Below are 15,996 nucleotides of genomic sequence, written 5' to 3'. Positions count from 1 at the left end.
GGCTCAGAGCCCGGGGGCGGGGCGGCCTTCCGCGCGGAGCGGCCGCTCGAGGCCGACCCTGTCGAGCGTGGCGGACAGGCGGGCGCGGACGAATGGCTCGGCCCAGCGCATCACGGCGTAGCTCAGCAGGAGCATGGCGCAGCACGCGGCCACGAGCGCCGCGTAGGGCGGAACCCCGCCACTGACGAGGCGGTGGATCAGGGCGGCTCCGTTGACGTTGTGCAGGAGGTAGAGCGGGTAGGTCATCAGTCCGATCCGTCGGGCCAGCGCGCAGCCCCGCTCGCCGAGCCGCACGCGGAGCCACGCGTTGCCGCGCACGCTGGCCACGATCATCAGGACGCAGCCCGCGAAGACGAGGCGCGGGAGGAGCGGATCCTCGCTGCGGCCCATCTGGAACAGGAACGATCCGGCCGCGTCACCGATCTCGACGAGCGCCCCGACGGCGCAGACGGCGATCACGCAGAGCCGACCGGCCGTCGGCCCCTTGACGAGCGACAACCACAGGAAGACGCCGAGCGCGAAGAAGCAGCCGTGGCGCAGGAGCGTCAGCTCGGCCACGCGGTTCGCCGCCAGGGCGGGGAGGTTCGGCACGGCCAAGGTCGCGACCCAGAAGAGGGTGCTCACACCGCCGACCACGGCGCAGACCGGGCCGATGCTCCGGAATCGCCCGAGCCGCAGCAGCGCGAAGACGAGTGCGTAGAAGGCGATCTCCACGCCGAGGGTCCAGTAGACGCCGTCCAGCCACGGCTCGACCGGAACGAACAGGACGCAGTCGAGATAGGCCCGCAGCACGTGCCGACCGGACCCCATGCGGCCGATGGCGAGCGAGACCAGGGCGGTGAGCGTGGCGCAGATCCAGACCGCCGGCACGAGGCGCAGGATGCGGCTGCGCAGGAAGGCGCGCGCGGTCGCGTGCTCGGCCGAGTAGGCGATCACGAAGCCCGAGATGACGAAGAACAGCTCGACCCCGATCCATCCGAACCACGTCCAGGCGAACAGGCCGGGGTAAGCTGCGGCGGAGTCGAAGGCGCGCCCGGCAGTCGAGAGCGGCGCCTGCCACGCGTAGGCGCCGAGATGAAAGACCATGACCAGCATTGCGGCTAGGAATCGTGCCGCATCGAGACCGATCATCTGTGCATCATGCCTGCCGCCCTCGGATCCCTGCGTCCTCATCACGGCCCCCGACGTTCGAAACCGCTCTCATCATCCCACCGAGTAAGACCAATCTGTCGCAGCCGGGCTACATCTTGCTGGGTAAGACGCGCCCATACTTTCGGCCGAAGGGTCTCTCCTCCGGCGGATCGGGAGTTCGCGGCGGGGCCGACGGGACGCACGCGGCGCGAGGCCCGCCGCCGGGCCGACGATGCCGGGGCCTACCGAAACGCCCGCCCGGTCGGCTCGACGGGGCCCGACCGCGCGAACGCCCGGTCCCGATTGTCCCGAGTCTGTATCGGACGGCCTTCTCACCGCCGGACCGGCCGCTAGCTAGCGGGGCGAGTCAGCCGGAGCGGACCGGTGGCCCGTCTTCGATGAGAACAGGACAGGATCCGATGGAATTTCTGCACACCATGGTCCGGGTCGCCGACCTCGACCGGGCGCTCGCCTTCTACGTCGACACGTTCGGCCTGAAGGAGGTGCGCCGCGTCGAGAACGAGAAGGGCCGCTTCACCCTCGTCTTCCTCGCCGCGCCCGGCGATGTCGAGCGGGCCTCGGCGACCAAGTCGCCCCTGATCGAGCTCACCTACAACTGGGATCCGGAAACCTACTCGGGCGGGCGCAATTTCGGCCATCTCGCCTATCAGGTCGACGACATCTACGGCTTCTGCGCCAAGTTGCAGGAGAAGGGCGTCACCATCAACCGGCCGCCGCGCGACGGCTATATGGCCTTCGTGAAGTCGCCGGACGGCATCTCCATCGAGATCCTCCAGAAGGGCGGCGCCAAGGAGCCGCAGGAGCCGTGGAAGTCGATGGAGAACACCGGCACCTGGTAGCGGGCCCGCGCCCTTGACCCGGACGGCCCCGCGGGCGCATCTGCCCGCGGATCAGCCGGCCGGGCGGCCGCTCCGGACGCGCGAGCGTTCGGGGAGGAAAGTCCGGGCTCCATGGAGAGACGGTGCCGGATAACCTCCGGCGGGGGCGACCCCAGGGACAGTGCCACAGAGAGCAGACCGCCCCGGATCCGTCCGGGGTCAGGGTGAAAGGGTGCGGTAAGAGCGCACCGCGGACGCGGCAACGCGGACGGCACGGCAAACCCCACCGGGAGCAAGACCGAATAGGGGCGGCGCGCCCTTCGCGAGAAGGGCAGGCCGGCTCTCCAGGCCAGTCGCCCGGGTTGGTTGCTCGAGGCGATCGGCGACGATCGTCCCAGAGGAATGGCTGCCACGCCGGCGCGCGCGAGCGCTCCGGCCCTACAGAACCCGGCTTACAGGCCGGCTGATCCACTTCCCGATAAGACTTGCACCTGCAAGGCTTTATCGCCCCGCCGGCGTTCCCGCGCGGACGGCCGGCGCGCCGAAGATTCCGCGGCGGCAAAAACCTTCGGTTAACCTTGCCGGGTTCAGATCGGTCCGCGCGGCAGTGCCAAGCTTGTGCGTTGACGATCCTCCGAGGCCCATGATACCCGGCATCCTCCCGTCAACGGCGTGTATCGGATCGCCGGGCGCACCCTGCCATCGCGCAGGTCCCGTCCGTGCGCGGCGTCTTGCGCGCTCCGCATCCGGTGCCGTTCCCGTCACGCGCGCCGCGCTCGCGCGGCCCGGCACAGGGCACCATGAGACGCACGAGCCGCATCCGCGCCCGGGTTTCCGGGACGCGCCGACAATCCGCCCGTCCTCGCGCGCCACGGCGCGCCGGCGCGTCGAGGCGGCCATGAGCCGGCGCCGCTCCTCCCCCGAGAGTTCGCCCCGCCACGGCGGCGGCGATGCGGCGGCTGAACCGCACGTCCCCGTCCTCCTCGCGGAAGTCGTCGACGCGCTCGGCACCGCGGGCGGGATCGCGGTCGACGGCACGTTCGGTGCCGGCGGCTACACCCGCGCGCTCCTCGCGGCGGATCCGGCCCTGCAGGTCGTCGCGATCGATCGTGACCCCACGGCCATCGCGGGCGGACAGACGCTCGTCGCGGAGTCCGGCGGGCGCCTGCGCCTCCTCTCCGGCCGCTTCGGCGACCTCGACAGCCTCCTCGCGGAGGCCGGCATCGCGCAGGTCGACCGGGTCGTCCTCGATATCGGCGTCTCGTCGATGCAGCTCGACGCGCCGGAGCGGGGCTTCTCGTTCCGCAGCGACGGCCCCCTCGACATGCGCATGGCCTGCGACGGGCCGAGCGCCGCCGACCTTGTGAACGAGGCCGACGAGACCGTTCTGGCCGACATCATCTACCATTTTGGCGAGGAGCGGCGCTCGCGCGCGGTCGCCCGGACGATCCTCGAGGCGCGGCGCCGCGGGCGGATCGAGACCACCGCGCAGCTGGCCGAACTCGTCGCCGGCGTGGTCCGGACCGAGCCCGGCAGCCACATCCACCCGGCGACGCGGACCTTCCAGGGCCTGCGGATCGCCGTGAACGACGAGCTCGGCGAGCTGGTCCGTGCCCTGCACGCGGCCGAGCGCGTGCTCAGGCCCGGCGGCCGGCTCGCCGTCGTGACGTTCCACTCGCTCGAGGACCGCATCGTCAAGCAGTTCTTCGCGGCGCGCAGCGGCCGCTCCGCGCAGGGCTCCCGCCATCTGCCCGGGGGCCCGGTCGAGACCGTCCGCAGCTTCCGTCCCGTCACGAAGGGCCCGGTCCTGCCGGGCGAGGCCGAGACCGCCCGCAACCCGCGCGCGCGCTCCGCCAAGCTCCGGGCCGCGGAGCGCACCGAATCCGACGTTCCCGAACCGCTGGCCGCGCTGACCACGCTGGCGAGCCTGCCCGACGCGGCCCGCGGAGGCCATCGCCGATGATCCGCCTCCTGAACCTGCTGGCGGTGGCCGGCCTCGTCGCCTCGGCGATCTACGCCTACTCGATCAAGTACGACACGCTCTACCAGGGCGGTCAGGTCTCGAAGCTCCAGACCGCCCTGCACAAGGAGCGGCAGGCGATCGCCGTGCTGCGCGCCGAGTGGCAGCTCCTGACGCGGCCCGACCGGCTCCAGGCGGCCGTCGACAAGCATCTCGCCCTGGAGCCGATCGGCACCAGCCACCTGGCGCGCCTCTCGGATCTGCCCGCCCGGCCGGAGCGCGGCGACGAGATCGGCCGTCTGCTCGCCGCCACGGCGACGCCCAAGGACAAGGGCGCGATCGAGCCGCGCACGACCGGCTCGATCACCCGCACCGTCACCACGACCCGCACCCCGACGACGGCTTCGAGGTAAACCCCCGTGTCCGATCACGCCGACGAGACCCTAGACCCGGCGGTCGAGCCCGCCGTGTCGGACCACGAGGCGGCGCTGCTCGAAGCCGCCGCGCTGGCGCATGCCGCCGGCGCGCCGCGCCCCCTGGAGGAGGAGGCGCGCGAGCCCGAGCCGCGCGCCGACCGCGCCAAGGCGCTCCTGCGCAGCATGTTCCGGCTGGCGATCGAGCGCTCGCACCTGCGGGTCGCGATGGTCGGGCTGGTCTTCGTCGGCGTGTTCGGGACGATCTCGGCCAAGCTCCTGATGATGGCGATCTTCGGGGAGCCGCCCAGCCAGGAACACCGGGTCGCGGCCGCGTCCTCGACCGCCTTCCGGCCCGACATCATCGACCGCAACGGCGAGATCCTGGCCACCGACATCCGCACGGTCTCGGTCTTCGCCGAGCCGGGCAACATCTACGACAAGGACGAGGCGGTCGAGCTGCTCACCGCCGTCCTGCCGGAACTCAACGCCTCCGAGCTCCGCGCCAAGCTGACGCAGCGCAAGGACAAGAAGGGCGCGGGCTTCGTCTGGGTGAAGCGCGAGCTGACCCCGAAGCAGCAGGCCGAGGTCCACCGGCTCGGCATCCCCGGCATCGGCTTCCTGCCAGACCACAAGCGGGTCTACCCGAACGGCGTCGCGGCCGCCCACATCCTGGGCGCGACGAACCTCGACGGCATCGGCATCGCCGGTATGGAGAAGTACATCGACTCAACCGGGCTGCAGGCCCTCAACAGCTTCGGGCTGATCAACAAGCAGGCCGACCTGAAGCCGGTGCAGCTCTCGCTCGACCTGCGCGCGCAGTTCGCCGTGCGCGACGAGCTGGCCTGGGGCATCGACCACTTCAAGGCCAAGGCCGGCGCCTCGATGATCCTCGACGTGAAGACCGGCGAGGTCATCGCGCTCGTCTCCATGCCGGATTTCGACCCGAACGACCCCAAGGACGCGCTCTCGCCCGACCGCATCAACCGGATGAATGTCGGCGTCTACGAGATGGGCTCGACCTTCAAGGCGATGACCCTCGCCATGGCGCTCGATTCCGGCAAGTACAACGTCAACTCGACCTTCGACACCCGGGGCGGCGTGCTCAACTGGGGCCGGCAGAAGATCCACGAGTACCACGGCACGAACCGCGTCATCACCATGCCGGAGGTGTTCACCCACTCCTCCAACATCGGCTCCGCCAAGATGGCGCTCGGCGTCGGCGTGCCCGGCCACAAGGCCTTCCTGAAGAAGATGGGCCTGCTCGACCGGCTGCGCACCGAGCTGCCGGAGAGCGCGGCGCCGATCGTCCCGTCGCGCTGGACCGAGATCAACACCATCACCATCGCGTTCGGCCACGGCATCGCGGTGGCGCCGATCCAGGCCGCGGCCGCGGTGGCGGCCATCGCCAACGGCGGCGACCTGATGACGCCCACATTCCTCAAGACGACACCGGAGGCGGCGCGGGCGCGGGCCACGCACGTCCTCTCGGGCCAGACCTCCGAGGCGATGCGCTACATCATGCGGCTCAACGCGGCCGAGGGCTCGGCCAAGAAGGCGGCGGTCCCGTACTACTTCGTCGGCGGCAAGACCGGCACCGCCGAGAAGGTCATCGGCGGCCGCTACATCCACAACCGCCTGTTCACGACCTTCATGGCGGCGGCGCCGATGAACGATCCGAAGTACCTGTTCGTGACGATCATGGACGAGCCGCAGGGCCTGCCGGAATCGGGCGGCTACGCCACGGCGGCCTGGAATTCCGGCGTGGTCACCGGCAAGGTGATCGAGCGCGTGGCGCCGATCCTCGGCCTGCCGCCGCAATTCGAGCCGCCGGTGAGGCCGTTCCCGCAGATGGTCAAGCTCAACGCCTACCACGTCAACCAGCTGGGCGGCCCGTGAGATCGGATCGATGAGGGTGCAGCGATGAGCGCGCGGCTCGCCGACCTCTTCCCCGAGGCTGCTGGCCCCGCCGCGGACCTGAGCGTCTCAGACCTCACAGCCGACAGCCGGCAGGTCGCGACCGGCACGGTGTTCGTCGCCGTTCCCGGCACGAAGGCCGACGGCCGACGTTTCGCCGTGCAGGCCGCCCAGCGCGGCGCCGCCGCGGTCGCCGGGGAGGGGACTCGTCCCGCCGACCTGCCCGACGCGGTCGCCTGGATCCCGGTCGCCGACGCGCGCCGGTCGCTCTCCCTCGCGGCGGCCCGCCTCGCGGGCCCGCAGCCCGAGACCGTGGTGGCGGTCACCGGCACCGCCGGGAAGAGCTCGGTGGCCGACTTCGTCCGCCAGATCCTGGCGCGCCTCGGCCGCGACTCCGCGAGCCTCGGCACCGTCGGCATCGTCACCAAACGCGGCGCGCATTACGGCTCCCTCACGACCCCGGACCCCGTGACGCTGCACCGGACGCTGGCGCAACTCGCCGCGGACGGCGTCACCGACCTCGCCATGGAGGCGTCCTCCCACGGGATCGAGCAGCGCCGGCTCGACGGCGTGCGCCTCGACGCGGCCGGCTTCACCAATCTCGGCCGAGACCATCTCGACTATCACGCGAGCCTCGAGGAGTACCTCGCGGCCAAGCTGCGGCTGTTCACCGACCTGCTGCCGGCGGGCCGCCCGGCCATCGTCAACGCCGACGGCGCCTACGCCGAGCGCGTCATCGCCGCCGCCGAGGCCGCCGGCCGGCCGGTCCGCACGGTCGGGCGGGGCGGCCGGGACCTGCGGGTCGAGGCGGTCCGCACGGAGGGGTTCGCGCAGGTCGCCCGGATCCTGTTCGCGGGCCGGACCCGGGAGCTGCGCCTGCCGCTCGTCGGCGAGTTCCAGGTCGAGAACGCCCTGGTGGCGGCCGGCCTCGCGCTGGCTACCCCGGCGGGGGCGGCCGATCCCGACGGCGTCCTCGCGGCCCTCGACCATCTCACCGGCGTCCCGGGCCGCATGGAGCGGATCGGCGAGGCGCGGGGCGGCCTCTGCCTCGTCGACTACGCGCACAAGCCCGAGGCCCTGGAGAGCGTGCTCGCCGCGCTCCGCCCCTTCGCGTCGGGCCGGCTGATCGCGGTGTTCGGCTGCGGCGGCGACCGCGACCGGGGCAAGCGGCCGCTGATGGGCGCCATCGCGCAGCGGCTCGCCGACGTCGTCATCGTCACGGACGACAACCCGCGCACCGAGGACGCGGCCGCCATCCGCCGGGCCATCCTGGACGCGGCGCCGGGCGCGGAGGAGATCGGCGACCGGTCGGAGGCGATTCACAGCGCCGTCGACCGGCTCGGGCCGGGCGACGTGCTGGTCGTGGCCGGCAAGGGTCATGAAACCGGCCAGATCGTGGGAGATCGCACGCTGCCGTTCTCGGACCACGCGGTCCTGCGCGCCGCGATCGCCGCGGCGGCCTGAGGACGACGGGGGACCGACGATGACCGCACTCTGGACGCGGGAGGAGCTGGAATCCGCGACGGGCGGCCGGTTGATCGGCGCCGGGCGCGCGATCGGCGGCGCCTCGATCGACACCCGCACGCTCCAGCCCGGCGACCTGTTCTTCGCGATCCGCGGCGACACCCGCGACGGCCACGACTTCGTCCCCGACGCCCTGGGGCGCGGCGCCGGCGCCGCCGTGGTGAGCGCCGCGCGCGCCGAGGCGCTCGCGGTCCACGGCCCCGTCCTGGCGGTGCCCGAGGGGGGCGCCGACCCGGTTCTCACCGCGATGGTGCGCCTCGGTGCCGCCGCCCGGGACCGGACGCGCGCGCAGGTCGTGGCGGTCACGGGCTCGGTCGGCAAGACCGGGACCAAGGAGGCCCTGCGCCACGTCCTGTCCGAGCAGGGCGAGACCCACGCCTCGGCGGCCTCCTACAACAACCACTGGGGCGTGCCCCTGACCCTGACGCGGATGCCGCGCTCCGCGCGCTACGGCGTGTTCGAGATCGGCATGAACCACGGCGCCGAGATCGTGCCGCTGACCGCGCAGGTCCGGCCGGACATCGCGCTGATCACCACGATCGCGCCCGCCCATATCGAGCATTTCGCCTCGCTGGCCGCGATCGCGGACGCGAAGGGCGAGATCTTCTCCGGGCTCCAGCCCGGCGGCGTCGCCATCCTGAACCGCGACGCCCCGCATTTCGACCGCCTGGCCGCCCACGCCCAGGCCTCCCGGGCGGGCCGGGTGGTAACCTTCGGCGAGCACGCGGATGCCGACGTCCGCGCCCTGAGGATCGTGCTGCGGCCCGACCTGTCGGTGATCGACGCGGTGGTGATGGGCCAGCCCGTCACTTACAAGCTCGGCACCGCCGGCCGGCACGCGGCGCTGAACTCCCTGGGCGTCATGGCGGTGGTCCACAGCCTCGGGGCCGACCTCGCGCGCGCGGCCCTGTCGCTCGGGGGGCTAAAGCCGCCGGCGGGGCGCGGCGAGCGCACCGCCCTCGAGATCGGCGGCGGTGCCGCCTACCTCGTGGACGAGAGCTACAACGCCAATCCCGTCGCCGTCCGCGCGGCGCTGGCGACCCTGGCGGGGATCGAGACCGGGCCCCGCGGCCGCCGGATCGCGGTGCTGGGCGACATGCTCGAGCTCGGCGCCGCCGCGCCCGACCTGCATCGCGGCCTGGCGGAGGCGATCGAGGCGGCCCGGGTCGACCTCGTCTTCACGGCCGGTCCGCTGATGCGCCACCTGTTCGAGGCCCTGCCGGTGAGCCGCCGCGGCGCGGTGGCCGACACCGCGGCCGACCTGCTCGAGCCGCTCGCCCGGACCCTGCGGTCCGGCGACGCCGTCATGGTGAAGGGATCGAACGGCAGCCGCATGGGCCGGATTGTCGAGGCGCTGAAAGCCCGCTACGCGGTCGATCCGACCCGGCGGACCCAGGCCGTCCCGTGACCGGCACGCCTGCGCGTGCGGCGCCGTCCCCCGAAACCTGAGCCTGAACAAGGGGGCCGAGCGCCCGGATGCTGTACCTTCTCTCGGACCTGAGCAGCAGCTTCACGCCGCTCAACGTGTTCCGCTACATCACCTTCCGCACCGGCGGCGCGCTGTTCACGGCGGGCCTGTTCGTGTTCTGGTTCGGGCCCTGGATCATCTCGCTGCTGCGGATCCGCCAGGGCAAGGGCCAGCCGATCCGCGAGGACGGGCCGCAGACCCATCTGCTGACCAAGCGCGGCACGCCGACCATGGGCGGCCTGATGATCCTGGCCGGCGCCGTCGTGGCGATCCTGCTCTGGGCCAACCCGCGCAACCACTACGTCTGGGTGACGCTGACCGTCACCCTCGGCTTCGGCGCGATCGGCTTCTACGACGACTACCTCAAGGTCACGAAGCAGTCGCACAAGGGCTTCTCGGGCAAGTTCCGCCTCGCCCTCGAGGCGTTGATCGCCATGGCGGCCTGCGTGACCATCGCGGTCTACTCGCCCGCCGCCCTCCAGAACCAGCTCGCCTTCCCGGTATTCAAGGACGCGCTCCTCAATCTCGGCTGGTTCTACCCGCTGTTCGGCGCCTTCGTGATCGTCGGGGCGGGCAATTCCGTGAACATGACCGACGGCCTCGACGGCCTCGCGATCGTGCCGGTGATGATCGCCTGCGGCACGTTCGGCTTCATCGCCTACCTCGTCGGCAACTCGTTCACCGCCAGCTACCTGCAGGTGAACTACGTCCGCGACACGGGCGAGCTCGCCGTCGTCTGCGGCGCGGTCATCGGCGCCGGGCTCGGCTTCCTCTGGTTCAACGCGCCGCCGGCCCAGATCTTCATGGGCGATACCGGCTCCCTGGCGCTGGGCGGCCTGCTGGGCTCCATCGCGGTGGCGACGAAGCACGAGATCGTCCTGGCGATCGTCGGCGGCCTCTTCGTGCTGGAGATGATGTCGGTGATCATCCAGGTCGCGTCGTTCAAGCTCACGGGCAAGCGCGTGTTCCGCATGGCGCCGATCCACCACCATTTCGAGCAGAAGGGCTGGAAGGAGCCGCAGGTCGTGATCCGCTTCTGGATCATCGCGGTGATCCTGGCGATGGCCGGCCTGGCGACGCTGAAGCTGCGCTGAGAAATCGTGCTAGAGGGGCGGCCTGAGAGGTCGATCCGATCCTCGCCCTCGTCCTGAGGCGCGGCCGCGGAGGGGAGCCTCGAAGGAGGCTCCCGGCCGGCCGCGCGATCCCGGGAGCCCGCCTTCGGGGTCGCCGAGGCGGGGCGCCCGGGAGGAGGGTCCGGTTCGGGTCGGCCGGGTCCGGCCGCCGCATCCAGAGTTCCGCATGACACCCGTCACCGTCTTCCAGGACAAGACCGTCGCCCTGTTCGGGCTCGGCGGCTCGGGGCTCGCCACGGCGCTGGCGCTGAAGGCCGGTGGCGCGGGCGTGCAGGCCTGGGACGACAATGCCGACAGCCTCGCCCGCGCGCGGGAGGCCGGCATCGAGACGCGGGACCTGCGCGCGGCCGACTGGTCCGCGTTCGCCGCCTTCGTGCTGAGCCCGGGCGTGCCGCTGACCCATCCCGAGCCGCACTGGAGCGTCCGGCTCGCCCGGGATGCCGGCGTCGAGATCATCGGCGACATCGAGCTATTCTGCCGGGAGCGGCGGGCGCAGGCGCCGGGGGCGCCGTTCGTGGCGATCACCGGGACCAACGGCAAGTCGACCACCACGGCGCTGATCGCCCACGTGCTCGCGCAGGGGGGCCGCGACGTGCAGATGGGCGGCAACATCGGCACCGCGATCCTGTCGCTGGAGCCGCCGGCCGCCGACCGCGTCCACGTGATCGAGATGTCGTCGTTCCAGATCGACCTGACGCCGAGCCTCGACCCGAGCGTCGGCGTGCTGATGAACATCACGCCGGACCATCTCGACCGGCACGGCACGATGGAGCAGTACGCGGCCATCAAGGAGCGTCTGATCCAGGGCGCCGGCCTCGCGGTGGTCGGCGTCGACGACGCCCCGAGCCGCGCCATCGCGGACCGCCGCGGCGCCGACCTCGTGCGCGTCCACGTGCCCCACGGCGACGTGCTGTGCACCGACGCGCTGACGGTGCGCGACGGGATCGTCCGGGAGCCGGACGGGACGGCCCTCGCCGACGTCAACGGGATCGGCTCGCTCCGGGGGGCGCACAACTGGCAGAACGCCGCGGTGGCGGTGGCTGTCGCGCGGGCCCTCGACCAGTCGCCGGAGCAGATCCAGGCCGGCCTGACCTCGTTCCCGGGCCTGCCGCACCGGATGGAGGAGGTCGGGCGGCGCGGCCACGTGCTGTTCGTCAACGATTCCAAGGCGACGAACGCGGATTCCACCGAGAAGGCCCTCACCGCCTTCCGGGACATCCACTGGATCCTCGGCGGCAAGGCCAAGGAGGGCGGGATCTTCCCGCTGGTGCCGTATTTCGAGCGGGTCGCGCACGCCTACCTGATCGGCGCGGCGTCGGACGCCTTCGCGGCGACCCTGGAGGGCGCCGTGCCCTACACGCGCTGCGAGACCCTCGAGAACGCCGTCCCGAAGGCCGCCGAGAACGCCGCCGCCTCGGGCGCACCGGAGCCGGTGGTGCTCCTGTCGCCGGCCTGCGCGTCCTACGACCAGTTCCGGAACTTCGAGATCCGCGGCAACCGCTTCCGCGAGCTGGTGCAGGCGCTGCCCTGAGGCAGCGCCACCTCAGCGCGCCAGAGCCTCAGCGCGCCAGAACCTTGGCGGCGTCGCGGGTGGTGTCGACCGCATGCGAGACGTTGGCCACCGACTGGACGATCGCCCCAATATTGCCGGTGATCTCCGTGACGGCCCCCGCGGCGCTCTGCATGCTCTCGGCCAGATCCCGGGTCACGGCACTCTGCTCCTCGATGGCGGCCGCGGTGGCCACCACGGTCTCGCGCATCACCGAGACCGAGGACCCGATCGAGCTGAGAGCCTGCACGACCTCCTGCGAGACGCGCTGCACGCTGGCGATCTCGCCGTTGATCTGACCGGTGGCGCGCGCCGCCTGGTCGGCCAGCGCCTTAACCTCCGAGGCGACGACCGCGAAGCCGCGGCCCGCCGCGCCGGCGCGGGCGGCCTCGATGGTGGCGTTCAGCGCCAGCAGGTTGATCTGGCCGGCGATGTCCTGGATCAGGCCGACGATGCCGGTCATGGCGGTGGCGGTCTCGGCCAGCCGCTTGGTGTGGCCGTCCGCGTCCTGAACGCAGGCATAGGCGGTGTCGGTGGCGCTCTGGGAGCGCACGATGCTCTGGGACATCTCCGCCACCGAGGCCGCCAGCTCCTCGGCGGCGGCCGCCACGGTCTGGACGTTCCCGGAGGTCGAGTCCGCCGCCGACGAGGCCAGCGAGGCCGCCGTGGTCGAGTGCGTCACCGCCTGCTCGATCTCGCCGAAGTTCTGATCGATCAGGGTCCGCAGGTTGGCGAACAGCCGGACCTGATCGCTGATGTCGGTGGCGAATTTCACCACCTTGTAGGGCCGGCCGGCGGCGTCGAGGATCGGGTTGTAGGAGGCCTGGATCCAGACTTCGCGCCCGTCCTTGCCGATCCGCCGGAACTGGGCCGCCTGATAGGTGCCGTTCCGCAGGGCCGCCCAGAAGGCCCGGTAGGCCTCGCTCTCCCGGTAGGCGGGCTCCACGAACAGGCTGTGATGCTGCCCGAGCACCTCGGCGCGGCTGTAGCCCATCGCGGCGAGGAAATTGTCGTTCACCGCGATCACCGTGCCGTCGAGGTCGAAGGCGATGACCGCCTGCACCTTGTCGATCGCGGCGATCTGCCCGGCGCGGTCGGCCTCCTCGGTGCGCTGCTGCGTGATGTCGGTGGCGAACTTCACCACCTTGTAGGGCCGGCCGCGGACGTCGAGCATCGGGTTGTAGGAGGCCTGGATCCAGATCGACCGGCCGCCCCGGCCGACCCGCTGGAACTGGCCCGACTCGAAGGTGCCGGAGCGCAGGCGTTCCCAGAAGGCCCGGTAGTCCGGCGCGTCCCGCTGGGCGGGCTCCATGAACATGCTGTGGTGCTGGCCGACGATCTCCGGCAGCGTGTACCCGACGACGTCGAGGAAATTCCGGTTCGCCGACAGGATCCGCCCCGCCAAGTCGAACTCGATCACGCCCTGAACCCGGTCGAGGGCCGCGAGCTTGGCATGCGCTTCACGGACGTTCAGGGCAGAGAACATGGCGCGTCGGCTTCCGCTGGGCGGATCGGGCGCGGCGCACCGCGACCCGCCGGGTCGATACATCCGAAAGTTGCAATGGGAAGATTAACATAGAGTGTCTTTTTACTAGTATTGCGCGGTCCTAATACAGCATCCCAGGGGCCGCCGGCTGCGTGGCCGGCGCGTCCTGACGTGCCCCGACGCGCCCCGACCTGTCGGTCATAAGGCTCCGTTTACCATTCCTGCCGAGGATCCCGGCCGACCCGCGCGGATCGGCATCCGTGCGGCCTGGAGTCGTTGCCCGGCATGATGTCACGCGCGGAACGCACCCCCCTGACGGACTGGTGGTGGACGGTGGACCGCGGCCTGCTCGCGGCGCTGTTCGCGCTGATGGTCGCGGGCCTCGTCTTCCTGATGGGCGGCGGCCCGCCCGTGGCCGAGCGGATCGGCCTGCCGACCTTCTACTTCCTCAATCGGCAGGCGATGTACCTCGCGCCGACCATCCTGCTGATCTGCGCGGTCTCGTTCCTGTCGCTGCGCGGCATCCGGCGGCTCGCGCTCGTCACGTGGATCCTGGGCGTCATCCTGTGCCTGCTCGCCGGCAAGTTCGGGCCCGAGATCAAGGGCGCGCATCGCTGGATCCAGTTCGGCTCCTTCGGCCTGCAGCCCTCGGAGTTCGTGAAGCCGGCCTTCGTGGTCGTCGCCGCCTGGGCCTTCTCGGAGGGCGCCCAGCGCCGCGACATGCCGGGCGGCATCCTGGCGCTGCTGCTCCTGCCGATCACCATCGTGCCGCTGCTGCTCCAGCCCGATTTCGGCCAGACCATGCTGATTACCATGGTGTGGTGCGCGCTGTTCTTCGTGGCCGGCCTCCACCTGATCTGGGTGGCCGTCCTCGGCGTGCTGGGCCTCGGAGGTGTGTTCGCTGCCTACCTGTTCTTCCACCACGTCCGCGAGCGCTTCAACAAGTTCCTCGACCGGGATTCCGGCGGCGGCTTCCAGGATTTCTGGTCGCGCGAATCGTTCCGCTCGGGCGGCTGGTTCGGCACCGGGCCGGGGGAGGGCGTGGCCAAGCGCCACCTGCCGGACGCGCATACCGACTTCATCTTCTCGGTCACCGGCGAGGAGTTCGGCGTGATCGTCTGCCTCTGCCTCGTGGCGCTGTTCGCCTTCATCGTCCTGCGCGGCCTCAAGCTCGCGCGGCGCACCGACGACACCTTCTCGCGGCTGGCGATCACCGGCCTGACCACGCTGTTCGGCCTGCAGGCCTGCATCAACATGGCGGTGAACACCCAGCTGATGCCCGCCAAGGGCATGACGCTGCCGTTCGTCTCCTACGGCGGCTCCTCGCTGATCTCGCTGGCGCTCGGCACCGGCTTCCTCGTCGCCCTGACCCGCAAGCGGCCCCGCACCGTCATGCTCAGCCAGAAGCCCCCCGGCACCGCGCCCGCCACCGTCGCCGGGGTGATGCGGTGACCGTCTTCACCCCCACGATCCTGCTCTGCGCGGGCGGCACCGGCGGCCACCTGTTCCCGGCCGAGAGCCTCGCCCACGCCCTGCGCGCCCGCGGCATCCGGGTGGCGCTCGCCACCGACGCCCGGGTCGATGCCATCGCGTCCGAATTCCCGGCCTCCGAGGTGGTGACCATCGCCTCGGCGACGCCGTCCGGCCGCTCGCCGCTGAAGCGGGCCGGCGCCGTGCTGACCCTCGGCCGGGGCTTCGGCGTGGCCGCGAAGGAGATCCGCCGGATCAACCCGGCCGCCATCGTGGGCTTCGGCGGCTACCCGACCGTGCCGCCGGTGCTCGCCGGCCAGATCCTGCGCGTGCCGACGATCCTGCACGAGCAGAACGCCGTGATGGGCCGGGCCAACGCCTTCCTGGCGCGGGGCGCCCGCACCATCGCCACCGGCTTCAAGGTCGTGCGCGGCGTGCCCGACAAGGCCAAGGCCCCGCGGATCCACACCGGCAATCCGCTCCGCCCGGCGGTGATCGAGGCGGCCAAGGTCCCGTATCCCGCTTTCGGCGCGGGCGACGCCCTGCGGCTCCTGGTCTTCGGCGGCAGCCAGGGCGCCCGGGTCATGGGCGAGGTCGTGCCGGAGGCGATCGCCCGCCTGCCCGACGCGCTGCGCGCCCGCCTGCACCTCGTCCAGCAGGTCCGCCCCGAGGACCTGACGGCCGTTCAGAACCGCTATCTCGCCATGGGGCTCGCCGGGATCGAGGCGGCGCCGTTCTTCAAGGACCTGCCGGCGCGGATGGCCGCGAGCCACCTCGTGGTCTCGCGCTCCGGCGCCTCGACGGTCTCCGAGCTCGCGGCGATCGGCCGCCCGTCGATCCTCGTGCCGCTGCCGGGCTCCCTCGACCAGGACCAGGCCGCCAACGCCGCGACTCTCGACGCCATCGGCGCGGCGCTGGCGGTGAAGCAGCCGGATTTCACGCCCGAACGGCTCGCCGCGGAGCTGACCGCCTGCTTCGAGACGCCGGCAAAATTGACCGCGGCGGCCGATGCGGCCAGAAGCGCGGGCATCCACGACGCCGCCGAGCGGCTGGCCGAGGTCGTCGTCGAGACGGCCGCCCGCACCTGATTTCTTGAGGGATTCCGC

The 15,996-nt window shown here is 71.7% G+C and carries 12 protein-coding genes and 1 other RNA gene; 11 read left to right on the top strand and 2 right to left on the bottom strand.

Annotated features, from left to right (window positions below; translation table 11 throughout):
* Positions 1 to 3: 3 nt before the first annotated feature.
* Positions 4 to 1,131 (bottom strand): acyltransferase family protein, encoded by a 1,128-nt coding sequence (locus BM314_RS17340; protein ID WP_244539965.1) that lies wholly within the window; start codon positions 1,129 to 1,131, stop codon positions 4 to 6.
* Between the two features lie 419 nt (positions 1,132 to 1,550).
* Here BM314_RS17340 and BM314_RS17335 point away from each other — a divergent pair, with 419 nt between their 5' ends.
* From BM314_RS17335 to murD, 9 genes are all read left to right on the top strand, one after another.
* The gene (locus BM314_RS17335) at positions 1,551 to 1,991 is read left to right on the top strand and encodes a VOC family protein (protein ID WP_056534063.1); all 441 of its coding nucleotides are present in this window, start codon (positions 1,551 to 1,553) and stop codon (positions 1,989 to 1,991) included.
* 51 nt (positions 1,992 to 2,042) lie between these two features.
* Positions 2,043 to 2,441: RNase P RNA component class A (gene rnpB, locus BM314_RS17330), an RNA gene on the top strand.
* Between the two features lie 427 nt (positions 2,442 to 2,868).
* Positions 2,869 to 3,933, top strand: coding sequence for a 16S rRNA (cytosine(1402)-N(4))-methyltransferase RsmH (rsmH, locus tag BM314_RS17325; RefSeq protein ID WP_091979186.1), 1,065 nt, complete (start codon positions 2,869 to 2,871; stop codon positions 3,931 to 3,933).
* On the top strand, positions 3,930 to 4,343 hold the full coding sequence (locus tag BM314_RS17320; protein WP_012319332.1) for a cell division protein FtsL: 414 nt from the start codon (positions 3,930 to 3,932) through the stop codon (positions 4,341 to 4,343). Before rsmH ends, BM314_RS17320 begins: the two co-directional genes overlap by 4 nt.
* Positions 4,344 to 4,349: 6 nt before the next feature.
* Positions 4,350 to 6,242: a peptidoglycan D,D-transpeptidase FtsI family protein gene (locus BM314_RS17315; protein WP_020094120.1), complete on the top strand. Its 1,893-nt coding sequence runs from the start codon at positions 4,350 to 4,352 to the stop codon at positions 6,240 to 6,242.
* Between the two features lie 24 nt (positions 6,243 to 6,266).
* Positions 6,267 to 7,724 carry a UDP-N-acetylmuramoyl-L-alanyl-D-glutamate--2,6-diaminopimelate ligase gene (locus BM314_RS17310; protein WP_091979184.1) on the top strand — a complete coding sequence of 486 codons (1,458 nt, stop codon included), beginning with the start codon at positions 6,267 to 6,269 and terminating at the stop codon, positions 7,722 to 7,724.
* A 19-nt stretch (positions 7,725 to 7,743) separates the two neighbouring features.
* The gene (locus BM314_RS17305; protein ID WP_091979183.1) at positions 7,744 to 9,192 is read left to right on the top strand and encodes a UDP-N-acetylmuramoylalanyl-D-glutamyl-2,6-diaminopimelate--D-alanyl-D-alanine ligase; all 1,449 of its coding nucleotides are present in this window, start codon (positions 7,744 to 7,746) and stop codon (positions 9,190 to 9,192) included.
* Between the two features lie 68 nt (positions 9,193 to 9,260).
* Entirely contained in the window at positions 9,261 to 10,346 is a 1,086-nt protein-coding gene (gene mraY, locus BM314_RS17300) for a phospho-N-acetylmuramoyl-pentapeptide-transferase (RefSeq protein ID WP_020094123.1), read from the top strand.
* A 205-nt stretch (positions 10,347 to 10,551) separates the two neighbouring features.
* Positions 10,552 to 11,916 carry a UDP-N-acetylmuramoyl-L-alanine--D-glutamate ligase gene (murD, locus tag BM314_RS17295; protein WP_091979181.1) on the top strand — a complete coding sequence of 455 codons (1,365 nt, stop codon included), beginning with the start codon at positions 10,552 to 10,554 and terminating at the stop codon, positions 11,914 to 11,916.
* A 28-nt stretch (positions 11,917 to 11,944) separates the two neighbouring features.
* Here murD and BM314_RS17290 read toward each other — a convergent pair whose 3' ends face one another.
* The gene (locus BM314_RS17290; protein WP_020094125.1) at positions 11,945 to 13,420 is read right to left on the bottom strand and encodes a methyl-accepting chemotaxis protein; all 1,476 of its coding nucleotides are present in this window, start codon (positions 13,418 to 13,420) and stop codon (positions 11,945 to 11,947) included.
* Between the two features lie 285 nt (positions 13,421 to 13,705).
* Here BM314_RS17290 and BM314_RS17285 point away from each other — a divergent pair, with 285 nt between their 5' ends.
* Positions 13,706 to 14,872 (top strand): FtsW/RodA/SpoVE family cell cycle protein, encoded by a 1,167-nt coding sequence (locus BM314_RS17285; protein WP_020094126.1) that lies wholly within the window; start codon positions 13,706 to 13,708, stop codon positions 14,870 to 14,872.
* Positions 14,869 to 15,978: an undecaprenyldiphospho-muramoylpentapeptide beta-N-acetylglucosaminyltransferase gene (gene murG / locus BM314_RS17280; protein WP_091979179.1), complete on the top strand. Its 1,110-nt coding sequence runs from the start codon at positions 14,869 to 14,871 to the stop codon at positions 15,976 to 15,978. Before BM314_RS17285 ends, murG begins: the two co-directional genes overlap by 4 nt.
* Positions 15,979 to 15,996: the final 18 nt, after the last annotated feature.

The organism is Methylobacterium sp. 13MFTsu3.1M2, assembly GCF_900112625.1.
Taxonomy (GTDB): domain Bacteria; phylum Pseudomonadota; class Alphaproteobacteria; order Rhizobiales; family Beijerinckiaceae; genus Methylobacterium.
Note: the sequence above shows the minus strand (reverse complement) of the source record. Positions and strands in the feature narration are given on the sequence as shown.